The organism is Promicromonospora sp. NPDC059942 (assembly GCF_042731755.1).
In the GTDB taxonomy this organism is placed as follows: Bacteria; Actinomycetota; Actinomycetes; order Actinomycetales; family Cellulomonadaceae; genus Promicromonospora.
In genome coordinates, this window is sequence record NZ_JBHWLR010000016.1 from 54867 (window position 1) to 80248 (window position 25382).

The 25382-nt window shown below is 67.5% G+C and carries 21 protein-coding genes and 1 tRNA gene; 11 read left to right on the top strand and 11 right to left on the bottom strand.

Annotated features, from left to right (window positions below):
• Positions 1-32 precede the first annotated feature (32 nt).
• Positions 33-1463 carry a hypothetical protein gene (locus ACFV9Q_RS22590; protein WP_377236256.1) on the bottom strand — a complete coding sequence of 477 codons (1431 nt, stop codon included), beginning with the start codon at positions 1461-1463 and terminating at the stop codon, positions 33-35.
• The gene (locus tag ACFV9Q_RS22595; RefSeq protein ID WP_377236257.1) at positions 1460-2785 is read right to left on the bottom strand and encodes a DUF4365 domain-containing protein; all 1326 of its coding nucleotides are present in this window, start codon (positions 2783-2785) and stop codon (positions 1460-1462) included. The genes ACFV9Q_RS22590 and ACFV9Q_RS22595 overlap by 4 nt, the downstream gene beginning before the upstream one ends.
• Before the next feature lie 394 nt (positions 2786-3179).
• On the opposite strand from ACFV9Q_RS22595, the gene ACFV9Q_RS22600 reads away from it, so the two are divergent.
• The 7 genes from ACFV9Q_RS22600 (at position 3180) to ACFV9Q_RS22630 (ending at position 11781) form a co-directional block, all read left to right on the top strand.
• On the top strand, positions 3180-3329 hold the full coding sequence (locus tag ACFV9Q_RS22600; protein ID WP_377236258.1) for a hypothetical protein: 150 nt from the start codon (positions 3180-3182) through the stop codon (positions 3327-3329).
• 234 nt (positions 3330-3563) lie between these two features.
• Positions 3564-4334 (top strand): restriction endonuclease, encoded by a 771-nt coding sequence (locus ACFV9Q_RS22605; RefSeq protein ID WP_377236259.1) that lies wholly within the window; start codon positions 3564-3566, stop codon positions 4332-4334.
• A gap of 166 nt (positions 4335-4500) precedes the next feature.
• On the top strand, positions 4501-7548 hold the full coding sequence (locus tag ACFV9Q_RS22610; protein ID WP_377236260.1) for an N-6 DNA methylase: 3048 nt from the start codon (positions 4501-4503) through the stop codon (positions 7546-7548).
• A gap of 242 nt (positions 7549-7790) precedes the next feature.
• A complete protein-coding gene (locus ACFV9Q_RS22615) occupies positions 7791-8999 on the top strand; it encodes a hypothetical protein (RefSeq protein ID WP_377236261.1) in 1209 nt (402 codons plus the stop codon).
• 387 nt (positions 9000-9386) lie between these two features.
• Positions 9387-9896, top strand: a complete 510-nt coding sequence (locus tag ACFV9Q_RS22620) for a hypothetical protein (protein ID WP_377236262.1) — start codon at positions 9387-9389, stop codon at positions 9894-9896.
• 194 nt (positions 9897-10090) lie between these two features.
• Positions 10091-10996 (top strand): protein NO VEIN domain-containing protein, encoded by a 906-nt coding sequence (locus tag ACFV9Q_RS22625; protein ID WP_377236263.1) that lies wholly within the window; start codon positions 10091-10093, stop codon positions 10994-10996.
• Entirely contained in the window at positions 10993-11781 is a 789-nt protein-coding gene (locus ACFV9Q_RS22630; protein WP_377236264.1) for a hypothetical protein, read from the top strand. The genes ACFV9Q_RS22625 and ACFV9Q_RS22630 overlap by 4 nt, the downstream gene beginning before the upstream one ends.
• 1287 nt (positions 11782-13068) lie before the next feature.
• On the opposite strand, the gene ACFV9Q_RS22635 is transcribed toward ACFV9Q_RS22630, so the two are convergent.
• From ACFV9Q_RS22635 to ACFV9Q_RS22655, 5 genes are all read right to left on the bottom strand, one after another.
• On the bottom strand, positions 13069-13488 hold the full coding sequence (locus ACFV9Q_RS22635) for a helix-turn-helix domain-containing protein (RefSeq protein ID WP_377236265.1): 420 nt from the start codon (positions 13486-13488) through the stop codon (positions 13069-13071).
• Between the two features lie 52 nt (positions 13489-13540).
• Positions 13541-14935: a tyrosine recombinase XerC gene (xerC, locus tag ACFV9Q_RS22640; RefSeq protein WP_377236266.1), complete on the bottom strand. Its 1395-nt coding sequence runs from the start codon at positions 14933-14935 to the stop codon at positions 13541-13543.
• A gap of 191 nt (positions 14936-15126) precedes the next feature.
• A tRNA-Gly gene (locus ACFV9Q_RS22645) sits at positions 15127-15197 on the bottom strand.
• 155 nt (positions 15198-15352) lie between these two features.
• Positions 15353-15733 (bottom strand): nuclear transport factor 2 family protein, encoded by a 381-nt coding sequence (locus tag ACFV9Q_RS22650; protein ID WP_377236267.1) that lies wholly within the window; start codon positions 15731-15733, stop codon positions 15353-15355.
• 31 nt (positions 15734-15764) lie between these two features.
• Entirely contained in the window at positions 15765-16682 is a 918-nt protein-coding gene (locus ACFV9Q_RS22655; protein ID WP_377236268.1) for a LysR family transcriptional regulator, read from the bottom strand.
• A gap of 70 nt (positions 16683-16752) precedes the next feature.
• On the opposite strand from ACFV9Q_RS22655, the gene ACFV9Q_RS22660 reads away from it, so the two are divergent.
• The gene (locus ACFV9Q_RS22660) at positions 16753-17676 is read left to right on the top strand and encodes an EamA family transporter (protein ID WP_377236269.1); all 924 of its coding nucleotides are present in this window, start codon (positions 16753-16755) and stop codon (positions 17674-17676) included.
• Here ACFV9Q_RS22660 and ACFV9Q_RS22665 read toward each other — a convergent pair.
• On the bottom strand, positions 17666-18013 hold the full coding sequence (locus tag ACFV9Q_RS22665) for a carbohydrate ABC transporter permease (RefSeq protein ID WP_377236270.1): 348 nt from the start codon (positions 18011-18013) through the stop codon (positions 17666-17668). The genes ACFV9Q_RS22660 and ACFV9Q_RS22665 overlap by 11 nt on opposite strands.
• Positions 18014-18162: 149 nt before the next feature.
• Between ACFV9Q_RS22665 and ACFV9Q_RS22670 the strand changes: the two genes are divergently transcribed.
• Entirely contained in the window at positions 18163-18468 is a 306-nt protein-coding gene (locus tag ACFV9Q_RS22670) for a hypothetical protein (protein WP_377236271.1), read from the top strand.
• Between the two features lie 120 nt (positions 18469-18588).
• Here the strand turns inward: ACFV9Q_RS22670 and ACFV9Q_RS22675 are convergent, their stop codons facing one another.
• The 3 genes from ACFV9Q_RS22675 to ACFV9Q_RS22685 form a co-directional block, all read right to left on the bottom strand.
• The gene (locus tag ACFV9Q_RS22675) at positions 18589-19476 is read right to left on the bottom strand and encodes a carbohydrate ABC transporter permease (RefSeq protein ID WP_377236272.1); all 888 of its coding nucleotides are present in this window, start codon (positions 19474-19476) and stop codon (positions 18589-18591) included.
• On the bottom strand, positions 19473-20786 hold the full coding sequence (locus ACFV9Q_RS22680) for an extracellular solute-binding protein (RefSeq protein WP_377236273.1): 1314 nt from the start codon (positions 20784-20786) through the stop codon (positions 19473-19475). The genes ACFV9Q_RS22675 and ACFV9Q_RS22680 overlap by 4 nt, the downstream gene beginning before the upstream one ends.
• Positions 20787-20883: 97 nt before the next feature.
• Positions 20884-22818, bottom strand: a complete 1935-nt coding sequence (locus tag ACFV9Q_RS22685; protein ID WP_377236274.1) for a glycoside hydrolase family 127 protein — start codon at positions 22816-22818, stop codon at positions 20884-20886.
• 206 nt (positions 22819-23024) lie between these two features.
• Here ACFV9Q_RS22685 and ACFV9Q_RS22690 point away from each other — a divergent pair, with 206 nt between their 5' ends.
• Together ACFV9Q_RS22690 and ACFV9Q_RS22695 are read left to right on the top strand one after the other, a co-directional pair.
• Positions 23025-24092: a LacI family DNA-binding transcriptional regulator gene (locus ACFV9Q_RS22690; protein WP_377236275.1), complete on the top strand. Its 1068-nt coding sequence runs from the start codon at positions 23025-23027 to the stop codon at positions 24090-24092.
• 326 nt (positions 24093-24418) lie between these two features.
• The gene (locus ACFV9Q_RS22695; protein ID WP_377236276.1) at positions 24419-25363 is read left to right on the top strand and encodes a family 43 glycosylhydrolase; all 945 of its coding nucleotides are present in this window, start codon (positions 24419-24421) and stop codon (positions 25361-25363) included.
• Positions 25364-25382 lie beyond the last annotated feature (19 nt).

The window sequence follows — 25382 nt, forward strand, 5'->3', positions numbered from 1 at the left end:
GACACCTAGGTGCCGGGATGGTCTAGGTGGGGCTACATGTAATAGGCGTAACTGCCAGCAGGCGCATCTGTCTCTGGCACGTATTTGAGGATCTCGCCAATCGCTGACGCAGTGCGCAGCGTGATCGGAAGCCGCTCGTCGAGTTGCGTACTGTTCCAGTTCATTTTGGAAAGCGTGAGGATCTCAGATGCAATATCCTCCGGGCTCGACTCAACGTCGACTAGTCGAAACGGGAGAGCAACCGGCACGTACATGCCTGCGTACGTCTTGTATAGCGGCACGCTACCTCTGGTGTACAGAGCGTGGCGCTGGTCGTCGAATGAAAAGAGTGTTCCTCGGAGTGGCGGGTACTCACCGTCGCGGAACAAGCGGAAGGTTTCCCCGCGTGGAATCCAAACGAGTTCAAGCAGACTGATGCGGTCGGCGTCTGCTGCAGCGCGGAAGCCCTCGATCTCAGCTGGCGTGAACGACGAAGCTTTGTGAAGTACGACTCTGGCGGGCAGATTTCGATGTTCGTCTCGGTAGCGGGCTAACGCTCGTTCCAGGAGGTCTTTGGCGTCTTCGCCAGCGAGATGGGGCTGGCGGTCGTCCTTCGATTGGACGGCTGGCGCACCGCGGACGATCACTCCGTCTCCTCGCTGATTGAAAATCTGGGCGACGCTTGTCTGGAGTGTTTCATGGTCGTTGCTGCGGTAAAAGGCGACGCCGACGTAGCAGCTAGCCAGGTCCTGCGAGGAGCGGACCATGCGCCACGGGACGCCGCCGGCCTTGTAATAGAGGGCTGTGTGTAGATTCCATGCCTTCGTCGCTGTGTCCTGTTGGCCTCGAAGCGTGGTGCGGTCTTGTGGCTTGTAGCTGGGGTCCCACGTCTGTTGGCGGATGATCTGAATTGGTCGCTTCAGCCCTAGCGATCGAGCCTTGAGTAGCGAACGAAATTCGTCTCCGGTTCGCCGAGGTGGGGAGACAGCACCCCCTCCGATGGCACCGCCTTGGATGCCCGGACCTTCGATGGTGTCCGGTCGGCAGACAATGATGACGTCGCAGTTCGGCTCCTCGTCGAGAACCGACAGCTCAGCGGCGTACAGACCGACGATCTCGGAGAGTGCGTGAAGTGGGTTGAGGCCCCTCGTCTGCTCGAGCGCACGCTTATCGAGTTGTCTCTCCAGGCGTGGATCCCACTCGATGGTGGAGCGAAAGCCCACGGCGCGATCAAATCCTGGGAAGTCTCGGAAGAGGCCCGTCAAGTGGCTTGGTTTTCGAGCAATCGGGGATCGGCAAGAGTCGAGCCATCGTTTGACACCGGCGATAGCGTCGCGGGTGCCAACGATGCCGACGCGGATTGTCCGCACCGCGCTATTCTCGACATCAGCAGGTCCGTAGAACTCGATTCCGTGACGTGGATCGATGTGCCGGCTTCCGAGTGCGAACTCGAGGTCCGGCTCATCGAGGATTTGGCCCTTCATGCTGAGGCGTCCTCCATGGCTGCGTCGAAGAGGTCGAACTCGTCGTTCGGGTCCATGCGCTTCCAGGAAGAGTCCGTGATGGCTTTTTCGACCGGGAAGGCCATGAGCGGGCCGAAATCGAGGATTCGGCGACCAGAGTCGAGGATGTCGAAGAGGTCTTCCTGTGGCCGAAGGATGTTAGCCCACATTCTTGTTTCTTGAAGCACCGACTTCTGTCGTTCACGACGCTTGATTCCACTGCGCAGGTCGGCGCTGTACCGTGATTCCGTGATTCCGTTAATCGTGTAATAGTAATCGGGGACGAGTTCGCAGTACCAGGCATCGCGGACGAGGAGGAAGCGCCAGTTCAGTGCGGCGTGGCGGTAGTACGAAACTTTACTGGGATCGTTCTTGTTCATGTAGGGGTTAAAGACCAGACGGAAGCTCGTCGGGCTGGTCGGCCACCTGCGAGCCGACAGGTCGCGCGTCGGCCGGAAATACACAAATCTGTGATTCGGGTCCCACCGGCAGTCACGCGAGAGGTCTTGGCGAAGCGCCTGGTTAAGCAATCGCACGACCAGACGTTCTCCGTCCTTCTCGTACTGGAGCAACTCTCCAATGGGCCGCACTGTCGGTGGGCCCGCCAGTGCTGCGCCTAGCGAGGTCCCTTCGGCGAGGTTCCACGTGTACAGGCGACCGCCGTGAACTACCCAGTCGACCCGATAGTCGAGACCGCTTGTCGACTGGAGTTGATTAATCTCTCGTGGTTTGCGATGCGAGGTCGGGTACGAGTGGACGACCGCCGGCATGTCGACGGGCAAGAGGTTTGAGATTAGGTCTTCGTGCCGTTCGTCAGCTGCTGGGGTGTACGAGCGTCCGCTTGGATCTGCCAGTGCGAAGAGCCTGTCTGTGATGTCCCCTGTGAGGGCCATCGTCGACTTGTCGAACTCAATGCGACGTGTCCCTCGCACGGCAGGGTCGGCGAAATAGCTCTGAACGTGGACCCACCACGCCTGACGCGTCTTCGGATGGCCGCAGATGACCAGCACCGGATCCTGTGCCTGCATCCAGTACTCGAGGTCGCGCGCATCGCAGGTGTAGTGGAACGAAGTTTCGTCTTCGCCAGCAAACGGGCGATCTTGTGCCTTGCTCTGGACTAGGAGATGGCGGTTGCTCATCTCATGCGTTACAGGGTTCCGGAGTTCGATCATGCCGTCGATACCGGCGTCAATATGGCGCTCGTGCCACACATGCCCGATGTCATGCACCAGCAACGAGATGAGAGCGACGCCACCTGCGCCGATGTGGGTGCTCTTGTCTACCTTCTTTCCGGTGCCCGTCAAGCTCAGTCCTCTCCGATACCGAACATTGTGGAGTTCACGGGCTCGACTCTACGTGCGCTCACTGACACGACGCGGCGGTCGGCGCCGGGGAGCGTGGCATCAGGATCGGCTATCACCCTGAAGCCGAGGGGTTCCCGGCGTGTGGCGCGGGTGCCTCACCGTCCCTGTTTCGTGGTGCCGGCTGCGCACCTCCGTTCTGAGGAGGTGCGCAGGCATGACGATCTCGATCCGGAAGATCTCTGCTGGAGACTGCTACGCCTACCTCTCGCGGTCTGTGGTCCGCCGGGATGGGGATCGGTCGGCGCCGGACTAGGTGACGCGGTATTACTTGGAGCGGTATTACTTGGAGGCGGGCACACCGCCAGGGTTCGGGCTTGGCTCCAGGCTGGAGAGCTTGGACCTGGTGCTCGCCGTCGCCGATTGTGCGGCCGCACCGGCCGACGCGTTGGCCGACACCTTTGGCCTTGCCGAGGGCGATGCTGTGGCCGATGAGCAGCTCCAACTGCTGATCGGCGCAGGCTGTCGTCCGATCACGGACACCTGACCGGCTTGGACAAGCCTTCTAGTCCCGAGATTGATGCTGCGGAATGCTCCGCGTGTGCACGAACCGCTGACCCCGGATGTAGCCGCCGATACGCGGCCTGGGCCCGAAACCCGCTGCCGACGCAGGTCCCCATGTCGAGGTTGAGGACGCCAAGCGCAGTTGGGCGCCTGAAGATAGGTCGAGATCCTGCCCCGCAGGGGCCGGGTGTCAGTGCCCGAGGGTACTGTCCGACGGGTGACGTGGAACCCGGGTGAGAGTATCGATTCGTGGCAGGTTGCCGAAGACGCGGCGGTGTGGCATGCCGCTCATGTACTTGGGTATTCCGACGCGAAGGCGACATCGACGGTAGATGGGGGCGTTGATATCGAGTCCTCGCTACTTATCGGGCAAACGAAGCGTCTGACCGAGCGGGTCGGTCGTCCAGCGATCCAGCAGATCGTCGGAGCTCGCGGCCGATGCTCGCCGGATGTGGACGTGGTCTTCTATTCCCGCTCGGGATACACCAAGCCAGCAGAAAGGTTCGCGCTCGACAACGGTGTTGCGCTTTTTGCATTCGATTCTCTGGGGAACATCGTTGCCGAGAATCTACCGGCACGAGATATTGAGCGTGACGGCGAGGAGAGAATCGCCCGATCGAAGCGCCTTGCTGAGAGGCCTGCGGACTGGAGGATGGTTCTGGTGATTGCATTCTTTGCCCTAAGCCCCGCCCTGGCCCTGGCCTTCCACCCAGGCGATCGGTCGGTCGCGGAGTGGGTGCTCGGGGGGATATCGATCGCTGCGTTTCCTTGCTTGTGTTTGAGCTGGATGGGCACCCGCGCGCTTCTAAGACGTCTTCCTGAGCATCTCCATGCTGAGGCCGTGGGGTATGACATTTTGGCCCTGTACGATCTTGTTTGGCCAAGGCGCGATGTCGTGTTGGCGATTCGCCCAAGTCGGTTGAGTGCTCGAATCTCTCACTATCGGTCGGAAGCACTGCTGGACGAGCTCAGGCAGTACTTCAAGTAGGTCCGGCGGGCACTCGAGTCGAGGGCTCGCTTCACGTCCTCACAGCGTCGGGCCATCGTCGGCGAGACCCAGGTCAGCAAGCCCGGTGTCCTCGTGAGGAGCAGATGTCCACCCCGCCAGGCCCTGCTTGGACGCCGGACGCTGCGCCGCGCATTAGGCTCCCGCTATGCCGCGCCAGCAAGAGCACAATCCCAGCGTCGTAATCGTCGATCGTCTTGTGTCGGGCAGCGCTAGGAGCGAGGCGACGATCCAGGCCGACGTCAGGGCGCTGCTCCTGACCGCGGACCTCGACCTGGACGACGTCCATCTGGAAACACCGGTCGGCGCACAGCAGCGAATCGATGTCGAGGTCGGTGCGACCGTGATTGAGGTGAAGAAGAGCCTCGCGTCTGAAACGGCGCGGGAGAAGGCGCGGGAGCAGCTCACCACGTACGTCACGGCCCGGTCGACGGAACTCGGAACTCGCTACGTCGGCATCCTGACTGACGGCATCCGTTGGCTCGCGTACCACGAGGTCGACGGCGACCTGGTGGAGGCAACCCGTCACGAGGCCTCGGGCGGGCATAGCGGCACGACGGCGCTGCTGCTCTGGCTGGAGGGCGTGCTTGCGACGAAGCAGGACATGCGCCCAGTGCCGTCAGAGATCCGCGAGAGGTTGGGTGCAGCGTCATCGTCGCACGCGCTGGACTTCTCGACGCTGTCGGCGCTGTATGAGGCGAACCGCACCCTGCCGACGGTGCAGCTTAAGCGCGAGCTGTGGGCCAAGCTCCTGGGTGAAGCGTTGGGCACACAGTTCTCTAACGACGACGACCTGTTCTTGGAGCACACGCTACTTGTGAACAGCGCGGAGATCATCGCGCACCTGGTCGTCGGGTTGCGCGCCGGTGAGCTAGCGCCGGCGACACTGCTGTCCGGCGACCTATTCACCAGCGCCGGACTGCATGGCGTCGTCGATCGTGACTTCTTCGACTGGGTCCTGGAAGTGCCCGAGGGCGAAGCATTTGTCGCCGCGCTTGCTCGGCGACTGGCGCGCTTCGACTGGTCTGCCGTCGAGCACGACGTGCTCAAGGTGCTCTACGAGTCGGTCATCCCCTCTACGACGCGCAAAAGCCTTGGGGAGTACTACACGCCGGACTGGCTCGCCCATGAAGTCGTCGCCGAGACCGTGACCGACCCACTGAACCAGCGGGTCCTGGATCCGTCGTGCGGGTCTGGATCGTTCTTGTTCTACGCGGTGCGTCGCTATCTCTCTGCGGCCGACGACGCCGGATGGTCTCTTGCCGAGACGATGCATACCGTGTCGTCGCGGGTCATGGGCATCGACCTGCACCCCGTGGCCGTCGCGCTGGCGCGCGTTACCTACCTCCTTGCGCTGGGTCGCGAACGGCTCGCCTCGCCCGAGCGAGGCGAGCTGTCCGTCCCGGTCTACCTGGGCGACTCCCTGGGCTGGGACCGGCAGGACGACTTGCTCTCCGTCGGCTACCTCGTCATCGCCACCGAGGCCGGCGACCAGCTTCTGTCGGGCGAACTGCGGTTCAGCGACCACTTGCTGTCCGACGCCGCCCGCTTCGACGACCTGGTCAGCGCGCTTGTTGAGGAATCCGGCCGCGCGGCTGCCGCCGGTCGCAAGACGTCCCGACTTTCGGATGGAACCAAGCGACGCCTTGCCCTGTCCGATGCCGACGTGGCTGACCTCGCGCCCACATTCGCACGGCTTCGCGAGCTGCACGAAGCTGACCGCAACCACATCTGGTCCTACTACATCCGCAACGTCGCCCGTCCCGAGTGGCTGTCGCGCAACGAGAACCGCGTCGATGTGCTTGTCGGGAACCCACCGTGGCTGTCCTACCGGCACATGAGCGACGCGATGCAGGCGACCTTCAAAGAGATGGCTAGAGAGCGCGGGTTTTGGGCCGATGATGCCACGGCCACACATCAGGACCTCGCCGGAGTGTTCATCGCGCGCGCCGTCGAGCGATATCTCGCCGACGGTGGCCAGTTCGGGTTCGTCGTCCCCAACCCCGTTGTCGACCGCGACTACTGGGCCGGGTTCCGCTCCGGGAAGTTCGGCGCCGGAACTCTCGTCGCGTTCGCCCCGTCGTGGGACCTGCGGCGCGTACGCCCCCACCTCTTCCCGCGCGGTTCGGCTGTTGTCTTCGGACGCCGCATCACCCCGGAGGTCGCCCAACACGGCAAGGACCGCAACGTCGGCGCCGTCCGGATGCCCCTCGACATCGAGGTCTGGTCAGGGAAAGCGCCCGCACCCCACGCCCTGGCCGGCGGGCCGTTGGAGTCGATCACCCGCACTCCAGGTCAGGCAGTCATCCGGACGGGCGGAGCAGTGTCTGCCTACGGCGCAAGGTTCGCCCAGGGCGCCACTCTGGTTCCCCGTCTCCTATACCGCGTTGAGTCTGACAGCCCCACCGGACTTGGCGCCCCTGCCGGGCGGCGTGCCATCCGCTCGCAGCGGTCAGTCTCGGAGAAGAAGCCCTGGAAGGACCTGCCCACACTGGCTGGCACCGTTGAGTCCCAGTTCGTCTGGCCGACAGTCCTGGGCGAGCACCTCCTGCCGTTCCGGATCCTCCCGCCTTCCGAGTTCGTCCTCCCTCTCACGTCCGACGGCACCATCCTGGCCCCGGACGGCGACACGATCGACCGTTGGCGCGGCCTGGCAACCTGGATGAGACAGGCCGACGAACTGTGGCGGCGGCACAGCGCTGGAAAGATGACCGTGCCGGAACGACTCGACCACATGAAGGGCCTCTCCCACCAGATCCCGATGCCGAGCACCCGCGTGGTCTACAGCAAGGCAGGCATGCACGTCACCGCCGCAGTGCTCCAGGACACGCGGGCCGTGGTAGATCACACGATGTACTGGGCCGCCGCCTCGTCTCCTGACGAGGCGACGTACCTCGTCGGTATCCTCAACGCTCCCTCTCTGACGGACCTCGTGCGCCCCTACATGTCCTACGGGAAGGACGAGCGGCACGTCGACAAGAGTGTCTGGAAGTTGCCGATCCCCACCTACGACCCGGACAACCTCGACCACGTCCGACTGGTCCAGCTTGCCGAGAAGCTGACTGACGAGATCGCTGCCATGGAGTTCGACACTACGAACTTCGTAACTCAGCGCCGGCGGGTCCGCGAGTACCTGGCCGCCTCACCGTCGGGCAAGGAGGTCGACGCGCTCGTCACCGAACTCGTGCAGGAGTAAGCCCGTCCCCTGTGTTGGCACGACGCCTCACCTTCCAGCCTCCGCCTATGGAGGTGCAACGGCCTGTCGACTCGGGCAGCTTACCGGCGGATCAAAGGTGAACGACTCTCCGACGACGGAGCGAGGTCGGCCGGGCAAACCGAATTACCGTCACGCCACGGCTTGCCTCCCAACACGCACCGGCGGACGCAACTAGGGTCTGCTGCGAACGTAGGTTCGACTTGCGCGGAGGTACTGGGAAGATGGGCTCTGGTCAGCGGCTGGATGAGTATCTGAGCGCTCGTCTCAAGCGAGCGCTCGACGAACTGGCTGGGCTTGACCCGGACGTAATCCTCAGCGAGAACCCTGACGTACTCGTCGCGACCCTCCAGGCAAGGCACCTGCCGACCAAGATCACGGTTCACTGGGAGGACCCGTCGAGGAGCCCCGTCACCGAGGTCACGACTCAGGTACACGACCAGTTCTTCCGTGACCGCATCTACACCGTGCCCGCGAGCAAAGTCGTCGTATCGTTCCCGGTCTCAGGTACGTCAGAGATGCTGGGCTATCGGGCGTCGACATTCAGCCTCAGCGGGGAGTACGGCAAAGTCTCCGGGGGAAGGATCGTCATCGAGATTGTCGAGCGGACGCTCACTGCCGACGTCATCCGCAGTCGGATCGAACAGGTGAAGCGAGACATCGACAGTCGAGCAGACTGGGCCAACAGCGACCTGACACAGTTCAGGGCAACGGCAGAGCGATCCATCCGCGAGGCCCACACACGCCGGAAGAACCGAATTCTCAACGACCGAGCCGTGGAGGACTCCCTCGGTATCCCGGTGCGCACAATATCGAAGCAGAGGCCTCCGGTCGTGGCTCGTCGGAAGCAGGTCACTCTTCAAGCGCGCAGGGCACAGGCGGGATTTGTACCCGAGCCTGTGTTGGACGACGCGATCTACCAGGACGTGCTCGATGTCGTCAGGTCCTGGGCAACTTCACTGGAGCGCTCCCCAGGCACAGCGGCGAAGCTCGACGAGGAGGAACTTCGTGACCTCCTGCTCGGCACTCTCAACGGCTACTGGCAAGGTAACGCCGGCGGTGAGCTCTTCAACGGGAGTGGCAAGACGGACATCTTGATCCGACACGGCGACCGCAACGCTTTCATCGCCGAACTCAAAATCTGGCACGGCCCGAAGGCTGCTGCAGATGCGCTGGACCAACTTCTGAGCTACCTCGTCTGGCGAGACAGCAAGGCCGCGCTGGTGATGTTCATCAAGACTGTCGATCCCGCCTCCACTCTGGACAAGCTCCACGTCGCAGTGGAGGCGCATCCCCGGCATGTCCTAACGAAGAGCGCGCCGCACGCCGACCGGAGGCGCGACTACATAGTCACAGCCGACGACGAGGGGCGCCGGGTCTCCCTGGCAGTGATCCCTGTCGTGGTCCGTGCGGCTGCGCCCAAGAGGTCGTGAGCGGCTAGATTCTCGCGGCTCACTGCCAAAGACGAACAGCGACCACTACCCATTGTGGCTGGAGTTCGCGCGCCACTCGGGCTATCGACCATCACCTTCGCTACATCCTTGCCGATCAGCCCTGCGCCGTGGCCCATCGCGCGACGGCCATACGCACACGACCGCGGTCCGCCGCGTGGGGCAGATGTTGCCGGACTGGCTGACCGAAAACTTGCTCCAGGCTCCGGGTGATCTTGGAGCCGAGGTATCGGGTAGTGCGGCTGGGCGACCTATCATTCCAAAGGCTGTTTGCTTTGTGGCTCCTGGACTGGCTGAGGCGTCGGTGCATCGGCAGCTCAGAAGGCTGAGTGCCGATCAGGTCACTCGATCGATGACTGGAGACGTGACGTGACCTTGCAGACCGAGGACGAGATCAAGCAAGCACTCGGGATCGAGACCTGGCGAAACCTCTCACGGGACAAGGTACTCAGATTCGCAGCCATGATGCCGCAGATGGACAAGGAGGTCGCCCTCGGAATCGTCGCGCAACTCCCGGTGTTCACGCGGTTCTCCGTGGAAGCCCTCGATGTCCTCCGAAAGGTCCATGCTTCGACACAAGTCTCCAACAAGCAGAGTCAGGACCGAGTTCATGACGCTTACGCCGACATCCGCGACACACTCAAGAACGAACTCAACAAGGACGACTTGAGCTCGGAAGACCGGCGATCTCTCACGGAACTGCTGATGGAGACCGGCAACAGGGAGTTCGCCAAAGACTCTGAGAACAAGCGCTTCCTCGATGGGCTCATGAGCAAGGCCACGGTCGCCACCGGTGCCGCGGTCCTCGCAAGTGTCGTGTTCGTCGGGGGCAAGGTGATGCTTCAGCGTGGTGAGGAATCCAATCCGAACGAGGTTTGATCGGTTCTCCGCAACTTCCTCGATACGCCTCAACACCCTAGTCGTCGCCCCCGAAAGCGCAGGGCCCGTCCTGCCTGCTCGAACCCTGCGCCCCCTACCCCCGTGCGGTCACCGTCGCTTCCGTGCGGTGCTGGAGCGGGTGAACTGCTGTCAGATCAGGACCGGTAGGTGCTGGTACGTGGGACGATCGCGACGTGGCCGAAGTGTTTCTGCACAATGTCGCGTTCTCGCGGGCGGAAGACGCGCGCGAATACGTCAGCCGGCTCCCAGAGCTGGCACTCAATGAGTGGTACTGGAACCTCTGGAAGATCAGGCAGCAGCCGCACACGACGTTCTACGACGGCGCTTTGGTCGGACTGGTGGTTTCGTGGCCTGGGCACGGCAGCGTGGCGTTCCTCGCCAGAGCACGCCGCGTCCTGGCGGAGGGGTTCAGCGGCTGGCGCGCGGCGACCAAGGCGATCGCAGACCACACCGGTCTACCTCTGCGTGAAGTTCGTTCGGAGACGTACCTGGCGAGCAAGCGGGACGGCGACGGCGGGCAGGTGCTGGCCTGGCAGGCGGACATACTGCGCCCGCTGCACCTCGACCTGCCAGCTGAGGTGTCGCTCGGGCGTAATGGCTGGGCGGTGATCGATGATGCCGACCTTGTCGGTTGGGCACTCGACGGGGAAGAGGTGTCGCAGCGTACGTCGCGTAATAGCGCCGGCTTCATCCTTGATGCAGAAGCAAAGCGCGCGATCGAGCTGCGAGCCGTCGACGTCGTCATCGCGTGGTGCGGCCAGAACGGGTGGCACGAGGTCCGCCACGTTGGTGACGAGGACAACCCGTTCGACATCGAGGGAACTGTCGGTGGCACCCTGCGTCGTGTTGAGGTCAAGGGGACGACCGGGGGCGCAGGCACGGTGACCGTCACGCGCCGAGAGGTCGAGGCTGCGACCGGCGACATGAATCACCTGATGGCGATCGTCCACGGGATCTCGCTCCACGTCGACGGGGGAGACGGCACGATCAAGGCCAAGGGTGGCGTGCTCACCGTCCACGATCCTTGGCTGCCTGTACTAGAGGAACTTACGCCGATCAACTATCGCTGGCAACGATGAGGCCGACCCCGCCGCCCGGGTTTGAGCTGCCTGAATACGTAGTGCCTCGGCTGGGCGTCCGGGTCGGCAACGTCGTAGACCACGGCTTCGGCGAGGGCCAGCTGAACATTGCCTGGTGGAACGACGAGCTGGCGGACCTCGTGAAGGAAGGCTTGCCCGAAGTCCGAGTCGGCGTCGACCCGAACGAGAACGGATCGGTCAAACTGACGCGTGGCGAACTCTTCACGCTCGCCAAGACCCTCGACTCCGACGCAGACGACGCCTCCATTTTCTTCTTCCTTTGCCATGTCCTGCTCTGGGGCAGCGGAAAGCGTCCACGGAACAACCGGAGGCGACTTCGAGCCTTCACCGGCAGCAGCGTTACCGGGCGCATTGAACTGGTGCGGGAGGCGGCGCTAGCTGCGCGGGAGGGCGAGAGACGCGAGGCGTACTCCCTGCTCATTCGGCCAGGGCGCGCTGCGATCCCGTACCTTGGTCCTGCTTTCTACACCAAGTTCCTGTACTTCGTCAGCGCCGATGTAGCTGCCAACCCTTGCTACATCCTCGACGCTCGAGTTGCTGAGTCCCTGTATGACCGCGGGCGTGGTTGGTCAGATATCTCCCGAAAACCGGCGCGCCGTGGCGAGGGCTGGAGCTTTAGCTTCAACTGGTACACCGACACCTACATCGGGTACTGCGAACTCCTGGACCGTTGGGCCCTGGCCGCGTCCGAGCAAATCGGAGTCTCCGTGGCGGCCGACGAAATCGAGCGAGCACTGTTCGACGGACCCCCACCAACGACGTAGTGGCCCCCGACCTGAACGGCATCCGGGGACTGTGCCGCCGCCGTGACAGCCGGTCAGCGCGCACTTGCCATGCGCGGACTATCGATTCAGACCGCTTGTGGCCTCCCAGGAAGCTGTTCGTCGGGGTAGGGACCGGAGCGAGAGGCCGACCATGGCGCTCAAGGAAGCCATGCTCAGAGTGCCTGGCGGGGGACAGGTGTAGCGAGGCCTATTCACGATGAACTGCTGGCCGCCAGGCCTGAGGAGCAGGTCTCTCTCGTGGTCAACCCGCTGGTTGGCAACGGGAAGGCCCAAGCGTTGCGCGAACGCTGGGGCCGTCAGCAGGTCAGCGCTCAGCAGCCGGCACCCGATGGGCCCGTACTTACCGCAATGCCCCGCATTACCCGCCAGCCCGAGTCTGCTACGTAGACGGATCTGATCAGCGCTCCAGTTGGTGCGCGCACCTGACCTGCGCTGATATGTGCGCACACCCTGGTGCGCGCGCAACTTGGTGTGCGCAGAGCGCGCGCTCGTTCGTCATCCTCGACGCATGGACGTGTACGTGTACGCAGATCGCCTTGCAGGGGCCGGCGAGTCGAGACCGTTGCGCCAACCGCAGGGCCATGCCCATGCGCGAGCGCGCGCCGATTTCCACGTTCAGCCTCTTAGCAATGCCCCGCGAGTTGGGGGACGTGTGTTCGTTCTGTTCGCTCCGATGTCCCGCACCCGGGACTTGCCTGCAAAAGCTACATGGGGGACGTCAACTGGTACCTCGACCGGTACAGGTGAGGTGCACAATCGCGAGCACGGGGCAGACGGGCGCGGGTGTATGCGGGCTAACTCGGACATGCGCGGTGGTGGCAAATTGCCACCACCGCGCGACCTGCGGGTTCGCTCCGGCACACCACAGGTCAGAGGTGCAGCTGTCGCGGTAGGGCTAATCCGGATAGCCGCGGTGGTGCCAATCTGGCACCACCGCGTGGCCTGGCGTTCTGCCGAACTGCGACGCGTCACTGTCTGTGCCAGCGTGCAGAACAAACCGGACAACAATGGTTCTGCCAAATTGGCAGGACCATACGACCTGGGTAGATGCGTCAGGCGGCAGCGCCGAAACTACTTGGTCCAAGTATCGATGTCGGCTTCGGGCGAACGACGCCGCACCAGAACGACCGCTGGCCGGTCGGAGACCCAAGAACCATCTATGCCACGCCCTCGACCGACCCCGAGAAGCAAACCGGACAAGTACGGTCCCGCCGATTTGGCGGGACCGTACGACCTGGGCGAACGTCCTGGCGCCCAGCGCTGGATCTACCTCGTGCAGGCCTCGACATAGGCCTCCACCGCTGACCGCCGCACCACGACCCGTCGGCCGATCCGAGTTCCGGTTAGCAGCCCACGCCGCACCAGCTCGCCGGCAGTCCACGACGAGACACCGAGATAGGCACCGATGTCGTCGTACGCAAGGTACGGGTCCTCCGGGTCGCCGGCCTGTTCCGCCCGGTAGCGGTCCAGCACTGACTGACGCACCCGCAACCGACCACCGATCCGCGCGCATGGCCCGACGCGTCCTCGGCGTACCAGCTCACCGAACCACCAGCGAGATACTCCCAGCATGTCGGCGGCCTCGGCCGACGTGAGCAGGGGATCGTCAACAGCAAACGGCAGCACACCCTCGGTATCCATCCCTGACTCCTGTCCGGCAACGGTCATCGACAGGTAGGTGTGCACGAACCTCCAAGCGCCCGCCGCTGCTCCGCCCCACAGGCAGCGGCGGGCACCCTCACCCGCTCAGCCCAGGGAACTCCACGACATTCGACGCCCGCCTCGCCGCCTGGATCTCGGCCATCCGTGCCGCAAGTCGTTCGTCGCCATCGTCGGTGGCGTGCTGGTAGACCATGGCGGCGGCGACCGTCGAGTGCCCGATGCGCCGCTGCAGCTCGGCCAGCGTCGCCCCGGCTTCGGCGGCACGGGTGGCCGCGAGGTGTCGCAGGTCGTGCCAGCGGAGCTCAAGAGGCGCCCCAGCGCGCCTCTTGGCGCGAGAGAACATCGACGAGCGGTTCCCCCCGCGCACCGGCCGTCCGCCGGCCGTCGCGAACACCAGGGCCCTGGGGCCGGGCCCGGTGTAGCGGTCCAGGTGGGCCAGGAGCGCCCTTGCGGCCTCGGGCGGCAGATGCACTTTGCGGCGTCCGGCGTCGGACTTGGGCGGGCCGAACGCAACGGGCTTGCCCGGCACGTCCACGAGCGTCTGGCGCACGTTGAGCCGCACGCCGCCCTGTGGTGTCCGCTCGACGTGCTGGCGTTCGAGCGCGAACAGCTCGCCCGCACGGAGCCCGGAGTGCGCCGCGACTACCACGGCCGCACGGTAGCGCTTGGCCGGTCCGTCGAAGGCCGCTGCGATCGCGTCGACCACGGTGTCGCCGGGGATCACACGTTCCGCCGGCCGGGTCTGGCCGGCGCCGCGGATGCTGCACGGGTTCGCCTCGATGAGCCGATCGCGGACGGCGTCGCCGCAGATGGTGCGCAGCAGCGCGTAGGCGCGGGCTGCCTGGGTGCGGCCGGTCACCGCCCCGGCATGTCGGGACTCGACCGACGCGGCACGGGGCTCACCGGCGGATTGCCACGCCTGCCATACCGCCGCTGGCATCCGCCCAGAATCGCCCAACGGCCAGCCGGTCGAACGTGCCCAGGCCCGCACATGTGCGGCGTCAGTCGGCCCGCCGCCGCGCGCCAACCACTGCGCGGCGGAGTCCGCCGTCGCCATCAGCAGCGTGGCGTACCACTCGCTCACCATGGTGTGCGAGAGCGAACGCAGGGGGAGTGCACCGAGGTCGAGCTGCCGCGCACCGCCTGGGCTCGGCAGCGGCGCCAGGATCCAGCGCCGCAGCAGCCGCTCGTACCCGTCGAGGGTGGAGGGCTTGAGGTCACGCGTGGCGAGCCACCGCTGCGCGTACTCGCGCAGCGGCACGTCGCCCGTCTCGGGCTCGCGGTAGGTGCCTTGGTAGACGTCGCTGAGCACGCGGGCCAGGGCTGCGTTGGCCGCCTTCTCGGACTCGAATGTGCCGATCGGGCGGCGCACACCGTCGGGCCCGGTGTACCTGGCCTCCCAGCGGCTGGGCGTGCGCTGCCGGACGTTGCCGTAGGAGCGGCGGCTGTTGCGACGGTTGCGTGGGGACATGCTTCGAGGTGCGCGCGAGGCTCCGCGGGCACGCTTCTGCGGATCGGGTGAAGCGGACATCTTGGCTCCAGGTCCTGACCCCATCGCGAGCGACTTAGGGTCAATAAGGGCCACTCGGCGCCGCTTCCAGCCCTCCAGGATGCACGAAGCCCAGGTCAGAAACTGTCTCTGACCTGGGCTTCCGCACTCTGAGCGGGCGACGGGAATCGAACCCGCGTAATTAGTTTGGAAGACTAAGGCTCTACCATTGAGCTACGCCCGCAAGCCCGCGCTCGAAGCACGGTGCGGGCGTTACCTTAGCAAACCTCGCGCCCTGCCAGCGGCTCCGTCCGCGTGGCGTGCCGCCGTCGGACAGCGGGCCACGGCCAGGAAGCCCGGCCACCTGCGGAAGGCCGAGCCCCACGCAAGCCAAACGGCTCAAGACACCCGCGTCCCCTCCGGCGCCACCTGGTCCACGTCGGTCCACACTTCCGTCAGCTCCGCGATCAACCCGTCCCGCACCGTGATGAACGTCGCCACCTCGAAGTGCTGCACCACGCCGTCGGCGAGGCCGGTCACGTGCGCCCGCCCGGCAGCCCGCTCGCCGTCCGCCACGCAGTCCTCGAGCCGGAAGTTCTGGAAGCCTGGGTACTCCGCGTTAAGCCGCACCCACGCATCGGCGTCGAACGTCTCCCCGGTATGCACGTAGCGGCAGGTAAATGAAGGGTCGAGCAGACCCGGCAGGTCGTCCCAGCGATGCCCGTCGATCACCTCCGCGAGCCGCTCCATCACCTCTCGCGCTGACTTCAGTGCCGACATCGCCGCAGCATCCCACACGCCGCCCACACCATCACCCCACCACCTCAGCCCCCACCGCCCGGAACGCCTCCAACACCGTCCGCACCGCCAGCCGCTCCGCATGATCCGCCCGCAGGATCGCCACGATCCACCGGGCCGCGTCCATCCCGTGTACCGGCCGCAGCACCAGCCCAGCCCCGGGCGCCGTCGAGTACCGAGGCAGCACCCCCACTCGGTCGCTCGCCGCGACCAGCGCCTCGATCAGCCGGTTGTCCCGCAGCCGTTGCGCCACACGGACGGGCCGGCCCGCCGCGGTCTCGACGGCGATGCGCAGCCCGTCGAACGGGTACCCGAGCGGCACGCCGTACCACTCGTACTCCACCAGGTCCCGCGCCGTGACCCGCGACTTCGCGGCAAGCGGGTGGCCCGCGCGCAGCGCGATGTCCAGCGGCTCGCGCAGCAGCGCCGTCGTCACCAGATGCTCGGCACCCGCCGGCACCGGACCGGTGAAGCTGTGGCCAATGACGATGTCGTGGTCCGCGACCATCCCCGAGTACTCCGACTCGGCGATGTCCATATCGCTGCACTCGAGCGCGACGTCCGTCTCGGCGAGCCGCTCCAGTACGCCCGGCAGCAGCACCGTCGCCGCGCTCGGCAGCGTCGCCACCCGCACGGTGCCCGACGGCGAACCCACGAACTCGTCCCACCGCGCCTGCACCTGGGCGACGGTCCGGGAGAGCTCACGACCGCCGTCGGCCAGGAGGCGGCCCGCCTCCGTGAGGCGCAGGCCCCGGCCGTGCGGCTCGACGAGCGGGACGCCGCGCAGCTCACGCTGGGCGGTGCGCAGCTGCTGCGACACCGCCGACGGCGTCCGATGGGTCGCCTTGGCCACGGCCGTGACGGTCCCGCGGTCGGCGAGCTCGCGCAGCAGGTCGAGGTGACGCGGGTCCACACGCGAGAGGTCATTCATGTAGCCAGCCTACAAGGACGCGTAGAACATTTCGCTTGTCCTTCAGGGCCGCGGACGCAAGGCTCGGGGCATGCCGATCTCCCACCGCCTGCTCGCCGTGTCCGTCGCGGTCATGTGGGGACTCAACTTCATCGCCATCCATGCCTCGCTCGGGCAGTTCCCGCCGTTCCTGCTCGCGGCGCTGCGGTTCGCGGTCATCGCGATTCCCACCATCCTGCTGGTGCCGCGCCCGAAGGTGCCTGTGCGCTGGTTGCTGGGCTACGGCATCGGGTTCGGCACCCTGCAGTTCCTGTTCCTCTACTGGGGCATGGCGGTCGGCATGCCGACGGGCCTCGCGTCGCTGGTGCTGCAGTCGTCGGCGCCGTTCACGGTGCTGCTCGGTGCGGTCGTGTTCCGCGACCGCGTGTCCGCCCGGCAGGTCGTGGGGCTCTCGGTCGCGACCCTCGGGCTCGCCGTCGTCGGCTGGTCCCAGGCGCAGGCCGCGGCGTTCGCGCCGTTCCTGCTGGTGCTGGCCGGCGGCTTCGGCTGGGCAATCGGCAACGTGTCCAGTGCGCGGGCCAAGGCGCCCAACCCGCTGCACCTGACGCTGTGGATGTCGGTGGTGCCGCCGATACCCATGCTGGCGTTGTCGCTGGTCATCGAGGGGCCCGACGCCATCGCGCAGTCCTTCGTTCCTGGACCAGCGCTGGTCCCCGCGCTCCTGGGGCTGGCGTACACCGTGCTGATCGGCACGCTGGCCGGCTCCGGCATCTGGACCTGGCTCATGGCGCGGCACCCCGCCGGCGTCGTCGCGCCGTTCTCCATGCTGGTGCCCGTGGTGGGCCTGAGCGCGTCGGCGGTGCTGCTCGGCGAGCAGATCGGGATGTGGACGGCGGTGGGCGCGGCGCTCGTGATCGCCGGCGTGCTGTGGGGCGCGCGGCGCAAGAACGTGCGGCGGGCGCGCGGCGCGGTACCCAGGCCCGCTGAGCACCGCGCCGCCGTCCTCACCCCTTGACCGACCCCGACGCCAGCCCCGCCACGTAGTACCGCTGCAGCGCCACGTACAGGATCACGCACGGGATCATCGCGATGACCGACCCGGCCGCCAGCACACCGAAGTTGACCTGCCCATACGCCCCCTGTTGCAGGTTCACGAGCGACACCGGCAGCGTGTAGAGGCTGGAGTCGGTCAGGAACGTCAGCGCCCCGAGGAACTCCGTCCACGACGCGAGGAACGCGTACAGGGCGGCGGTCGCGGTCCCCGGGATCACCAGCGGCCGCAGCACCGACACGAGGATCCGCAGCGTCCCGGCGCCGTCGACGTGCGCCGAGTCCTCCAGCTCCGTCGGCACAGCGGCGAACGTGTTGCATGACGAAGATGCCGAACGGCAGGTTCACCGTCGTGTAGAACAGCACGAGCCCGAGCAGGCTGTCCGTGAGCCCCATGACGTTCATCTGCAGGTAGAGCGGGGTAAGGATCGCCTGGAACGGGATCATGAGCGTGACCAGCACCAGCCCGAACAGCACCGTGCGGCCCCGGAACGGGAACCGCGCGAAGCCGTACCCGGCCAGTGTCGCCAGCACCGCGGTCAGCACCGCCGTCGACACGGACACGATCGCCGAGTTGAGGATGCCGCGCCAGACCTCCGGCTGGTCGATCACTGCCTGGAAGTTGACCCAGGACAGGTCGAAGAACCGGCCGTCGGGGGCGGCCACGATCACGTCGCCCGGCTGCCCGGCCCGCACGAACGCGACCACGAGCGGCACCAGGAAGACCAGCGCGGCCAGCGTGCCGCCGACCACGTAGAGCATCCGCTTGACCCGGGTGTCCCGCTCGGGCCCGGACGGGCGCGTGGCAGGTGCAGCACCGGAAGGACGCCGCGCAGCACGCGCGCCCGCGGGCGCGGTAGAGGTGACGGTAGCCATGTCAGCTCCTCTCCCGCAGCAGCCAGAACTGGGCCGCGGTGACCAGACCGGTGATGACCACGAGCACGAGCGACATGGCGGTCGCCGCGCCGAGCTGGAGCTGGACGAACGCGCGGCGGTAGATCGCCATGACGATCGTCGTGGTCTCGGATCCCGGCCCGCCCTGGGTCAGGATGTAGAACTGCGTGAAGGCCAGGAACGACCCGATGACCGACAGGATCACCGTCATCGCGATGGTCCGCCGCAGCATCGGCACCGTGATCTGCAGCTCGCGCTGCCACCACGAGGCGCCGTCGATCTCCGCCGACTCGTAGACCTCCCGCGGGATGCCCTGCATGCCGGACATGAGCAGCACCATCGTCAGCCCGGACACGCCCCAGACCACCATGACGCACAGCAGCCCGGTGGCGAGCGGCCCGTCGACTAGCCACGCCGTCGTCCCGTCCGTGATCCCGAGCGCCTTGAGCACCACGTTGACCAGGCCGCTGTTCGGCTGCGCCTCCAGGAGCATGAGGAAGCTGAGCGTCGTCAGACCGATGACGAACGGGACGAAGAAGATGGTGCGCAGCAGCGTGGCGCCCCGCCGGTTGGACCGCACCAGCACGGCCAGCCCGTACCCGAGCAGCAGGATGGGCAGCGTGACGATCGCCGTGTAGAGCAGCGTGTAGCCCAGCGCGCTCCAGAACGTGGGGTCGGTGAGCACCAGGGCGTAGTTGTCGAGCCCGATGAACCGGTACGGCCCGATGAGCGGGAAGTTGGTCAGCGAGATGTAGACCGCCACGACCAGCGGCACGAACACGAACACCACCACCAGCGCGACCGCCGGCGTGACGAGTGCGAGCCCGGCGCGGCTCGGGTGCGTGAGGGTCCCGTACCTGCGCGCGCTCATGCCTGCGCCTGCCGCAGGATGCGGTCGTACGTGGTCTGGGCCTCCTGCATGGCGGCATCGACCTCCCCGTCGAAGACGGCGGAACGGAACATGCGCAGCCACGGTCCGTCCTGCTGGTTGTAGATCAGGTTGTAGGCGAGCGTGGTCGGGGCGTAGCCCCGGTCGAGGGACTCCAGCGGCGGCAGCACGAACGGGTTCTCCCGCGCGAACTCCGGCGTGACGACGTCGGACCGCACGGGGGAGTAGAAGCCCTCCGGCATGCGGGTCTGCTGCTCGACGGCCACGGCGAACTTCATGAACTCCCAGGCAGCGGAGGGGTTCTTCGCGCCGTTGAGCATGCAGAGGTTGTCCCCGCCGTCGAAGAAGGCGCGGCCGCCGTCGGGCCCGGGCAGCAGCACCACCTGGGTGCGGTCCAGCAGCGCCTGGTCGGCGTTGGGCACCACGACGCCGAACCCCGCGGGGAACATCCCGAGGCGGCCGGCGACGTAGTCGGCCGACCAGCGGGAGGCGTCGTCGGAGAAGCTGCCCGGCGGCACGAGCTGTTCCGACCACAGCGTGTGTTCGAGCTCGAGCGTGCGGCGCAGCGCGTCGTTGCCGACGACGTCACCGCGCTGGTCGCCGACGTCGCCCGTGATGAGGTCCCGGTCGGTCGCCCAGACGTGCGGCTGGACGGTGAAGCCGAGCGCGCCCGAGGAGTTGCCGGGGAACGACCAGCCGTAGAGGTCGTCGTCGAGCGCGGTGATGGCGCGGGCGGCCTCCAGGATGCCGTCGAAGTCGCGGGTGTGCTCCTCCACGGACAGGCCCGCGCGCTCGAACAGCTCGGTGTTGCAGAACAGCACCGAGAAGTCGCCGATGAACGGCAGGCCGTAGTTCCGGCCGTCCTTGGTACTGAGGGCGAGGTGTCCGGGGCTCAGCGCGTCGCCGATGCCCAGGTCCTCGATGAGCGGCGTCAGATCGGTGAAGGCGCCGCGGTAGGCGAACAGGGTCGAGTAGATGTCGTCGATGTCGATGACGTCGGGCACCCGTCCGCCGCGGATCGCCGTGGCGAGCTTGGTCACGTACTGCCCGTTCTGGATGGGCGTGACCTGCACGCGGATCCGGTTCTGGGCCTGGTGGAACGCGTCGACGACGGCCTGGGTGCCGTTGACGGTGTCGGACCGGCACCACAGGTTGAGCGTGCCCGTGGCGTTCTCGCCGAAGCCGGCGGCCTCGACGTCGGGCGGTCGCAGCGTGCCGCCGCAGCCGGCCAGCGCGGCGGCGACCGTCGCCGAACCGGCCAGCGTGAGCAGCTGGCGTCTGGTGAGCTCCATCGCTCTCCTTCCTTACGCATCGTTACGCAGGGTGAGACGTACTGGGGTCGTGCCTGCCCAGGGGGCCGGGACCGGCCCGGCCCCCTGGGACGTGGGGTCAGCGGGTCGGGACCCAGACCCGCATCGGCTGCGGGCCGCGGTTGGCCCACGCGTAGTAGGGGATCGCGGTCAGGGTCACGTCGCGCACGGGATCGGACGACGTCGCCGACGCCGCCGGGGCCGGTCCGTACGGCGACGTCGCGTCGGCGTCCGGCCCAGGGACGACGGCGCCGCTCGCGCGGACCACCGTCACACCGCCCAGGAGCTCCGGGCGGAACTCGTCGGACAGCGCGCCGGAGACGTCGATCCGCAGGTCGTCGACCACGGCGCCCGTCTCCTGGTCGGGCTGCTCCAGGGCGTAGACCAGGGGTCCGCGCTCGATGGCGACGGCGCCGCGCACGGCGTCGACCCGCGGGTCCGCCGTGGTGAGCCGCGGCGTCATCGGCAGGTCGAGCAGCACCGTGTCGCCCGCGGCGAACCGGCGGGTCACGCGGGCGTAGGTGCCGGCGGTCACGGGTGCGCCGTCGAGCGTGGCGCCGTCGGCCCAGGCGGGGACGCGCAGGGCGAGGGACACCTCGCCGTCGGGCGCCTCCTCGACGTGCAGCGCGATGCTGCCCTCGTCCGGATAGGCGGTCTCGACGCGCAGGCGCAGCGTGCCGCCGTCGAGCGGGACGGTGACCGTGCCGGGCGCGTACTGGTGGAGCTGGAGGCCCGGGCCGTCCGCCGTCGCCACGTAACCGGTGAAGCTGGAGACGGTGCGCATGATGTTGGGCGGGCAGCACGCACAGTCGAACCAGCCGCGACGGCCGTGCGCGGGGCTGCGGTCCTCCTCGGCGTGCGCGTCGCTCCGGAGCTGCAGCGGGTTCACGTAGAAGTACTCGGTGCCGCTCAGGGACACCCCCGCGAGGAAACCGTTGAGCAGCATGCGCTCGATCTGGTCGGCGTAGCGGGCCTCGCCCGTCGCGAGCAGCATGCGCCACGCCCACTGCACGCCGCCGATCGCCGCGCAGGTCTCGGCGTACCCGCGGTCGGTCGGCAGCTCGTACGGGTCGCCGAACGCCTCGCCCTCCCAGCGCGCCCCGAGGCCGCCGGTCAGGTACTGCTTGCCGCGCTCCATGGCGCGGTACTGGGTGTCGAGCGCGGCGAGCAGCTCGGCGTCGCCGGTCTCGATCGCGACGTCGGCCGCGCCGGCGCCCAGGTAGACGGCGCGGACGGCGTGGCCCTCCACCGTGGTGGCCTCGCGGACCTTGACCCGGTCGGAGAAGTAGGTGGGCTGCTTGCCGTGCGCCTCGATGATGCCGGTGCCGCGGGCCTCGACGAACCAGCTCGCCAGGTCCAGGTAGGCGCGCGTACCGGTCTCGCGGTAGAGCTCGACCAGGGCCATCTCGATCACGGGGTGGCCGTCCACCTCGCGGAGCTGGTCCGGGCCGTCGCCGAACGTCGTCACGAGGTGGTCGGCGAGCTTGACCGCGACGTCGAGCAGCTCGCGGTGGCCGGTGCCGCGCACCTGCGCGACGGCGGCCTGGAACAGGTGCCCGGCGCAGTACAGCTCGTGGCTCCACGGCAGGTCGCTGTAGCGCGGCACGTTCCGCAGGGCCGGTACGGAGTCGAGATAGCCGTCGTCGGCCTGGGCCGCGGCGAGCAGGCTCGTGACGTGGAGCTGGTCGGCCAGGAGCTGCTCGTCGGGCTCACGGGCGTACTCCCACGCGGCGGCCTCCAGCCACTTGTGCACGTCCGAGTCGGCGAAGATCGGGCCGATCGCGTCACCGTCAGCCACACCCGCGGCGATCTCCAGGTTGCGCAGGTTGCCGGCCTTGCCGAGCTGCTCCAGCCCGCCGGGGATGGCGGCGGAACGGTTGACGTCGGCGGTGCGGCGCCACAGCCCGCCGTCCACGGTGACGTGTCCGGGAGCAAGGGGCCGCAGCAGCACCCGGGCATCGCTCGTGGGGGCGGCCGGTCCGCTCGTCGTACGGCTGGGCGTCGGGGTCGTCATCGATACTCTCCTCCGGGACGGAAACTAGGAATCCGATTTCCTGATCGTAGGGACCGGCGTGGTCAGCGTCAAAGGTCTGGGCGAAACTCGCCGGAAACTGGGCTCTGATCTGCGAGGGGAGGTACGATGGCGCTGTGTTCCGCTGATGTCCGCCGGGTTCGGCGGAAAATGCGGAAGGAAACTCGTTCGGAGAAGGGGCGGTGCGGATGGACCGGGGAGCGGTCGTACGGATCACGGACGTCGCGGCGCTCGCGGGCGTCTCGCCGAGCACGGTGTCCAAGGCGCTCAACGACACCGGCTCGCTGCGGGAGAGCACCCGGGCGCGCGTGCGGGAGGCGGCCGAGCGGCTCGGCTTCGTGCCCGACGCGACCGCGCGCTCGCTGTCGGCGCGGCGCAGCTTCACGGTGGGCCTGCTGAGCACCGACTCGGCCGGCCGGTTCTCGCTGCCGGTGGTGCTCGGCGCGGAGAACGCGCTGGTGGGCGGGGAGCTGTCGGCGCTGCTGGCGACGGCCCGCCACGACCCGGTGCGCGAGCAGCACCACGTGCGCGCGCTCGTGGCCCGGCGGGTCGACGGGATCATCGTGACCGGCCGCACCACCGAGCCGCGCGAGCCGATCCGGGTGCCGATGCCGGTGGTCTACGCGTTCGCGCCGTCGTCCGACCCGGAGGACGCCTCAGTGGTGCCCGACGACGCGCTCGGCATGCGGCTGCTCGTCGAGCACCTGGCGGGGCTCGGGCGGCGTCGGGTCGCGTACGTGGGCGGGCGCGCCGAGCAGGCGGCGTCGCTGGTGCGGTACGAGACGCTGGCTGCCGAACTCGCGGCGCGTGACCTGGAGCTGGTGGGCTCGCCGTTGTACGGGGACTGGTCGGAGCAGTGGGGCCGGCGGGCCGTGGACCTGGTCCTGGGCGGCGCAGGGCGTTCGGTCGGTTCCGGCGGGGCCGGTCGTGGTGGGTCGGATGGCGGGTCGGGTGGCGGGCTGCCCGTGGACGCGATCGTGTTCGCCTCCGACCAGCTCGCGCGGGGCGGGTGCGACCGGCTGCGGGAGCTCGGGGTGCGCGTGCCCGACGACGTCGCCGTGACCGGGTACGACGACTGGGAGGTCATGTCGCTGGCCAGCCGCCCGCAGCTGACCACCGTGGACATGCAGCTCGAACGGCTCGGCCAGCGCGCGGCGGAGCTGCTGATCGCGGCGATCGAGGGGGAGCCGGCGCGCGGCGTGGAGCGGCTGGCGCCGCGGCTGGTGGCGCGGGCGTCGACGCTTGGCGACGGCTAGGGGCGGCGGTGGCGTCGGCCGGCTGGCCGCGCGCCGTCGTGGCGCGGCCGCGCACCGTCGTCGACCCTCTCCTCTTTGAGGCCCGGGTTTCTCGTTTTTCGGGACCCGCAAAGACAAGAAACCCGGGCCTCAAAGGGGAGGTGCCGAGAGGCGCCCCAGTGCTGAGCTCGGCGAGCCGCGTCTCGACGACCTTGTCTCCAGAATTCCAGCGCTGTAAATTCCGCCCGGACCCGGGACGGTCCGGGATGCCGAGCCTCAGGAGAGCCATCGCCATGACGCAGTCGTCGACCTCGACCTCACCCGGTGCGGCCAGGAGCGGGCCGGTCGTGGGGTCAGCCCCACTGCTCGGAGAACCGTGGGCCGTCGCCCGCGCGGACGGCAGCCTGTGGGCCAAGGACCCGTCGGTCGTGCGGTTCCAGGGCCGCTACCTCATGTACTTCACGCTGCCGCCCACGGAGCCCGGCACGGAGCGGGACCTTTGCGTCGGGATCGCCGAGAGCCACGACCTGCGCTCGTGGGAGCTGGTGGGACGGCTGGGTCCGGGCGGCGACTACGACGCCCAGGGGCTGGCCGCGCCCGGCGCCGTCGTCATCGGGGACGTGCTGCACCTCTTCTACCAGAGCTACGGCACCGGGCCGCGGGACTCGATCTGCCACGCCACCTCGACCGACGGCGTGACGTTCGAGCGCAACGCGACCAACCCGGTGTTCCGGCCGCAGGGCGAATGGAACTGCGGCCGCGCGATCGACGCCGACGTGATCGTCGACGGCGACCGGCTGCTCCTGGCTTACGCCACCCGTGACCCGGAGATGCGGGAGCAGATCGTGGGGGTGGCGGAGGCCTCGCTCGACAGCGGCTTCGGCAAGGACGCCTGGCGCGACCTGAGCCTGGACGCCCCGGCGCTGCGGCCCGAGCTCGACTGGGAGGGCGAGTGCATCGAGGCGCCGGCCTTCGTCCGGGCGGGCGGCGACCCGAGCGGCCCCCTGGTCATGTTCTACGCGGGCGCGTACAACAACAAGCCGCAGCAGATCGGCTGGGCCACCAGCGAGGACGGCGTCACGTGGACGCGCGGCGTCACCGAGCCGTTCCTTCCGAACGGCGCGCCGGGCACCTGGAACTCGTCGGAGAGTGGGCACCCCGGGGTCCTGACCGACGACGACGGCCGCACCTACCTGTTCTTCCAGGGCAACGACACCGGCGGGCGCACCAACCTGCTGGCGGGCGTCGAGATCGTCTGGACGGACGGGCGCCCCGCGCTGCGCGCGGGCTAGTTCCGGCACGGCTGGTGGG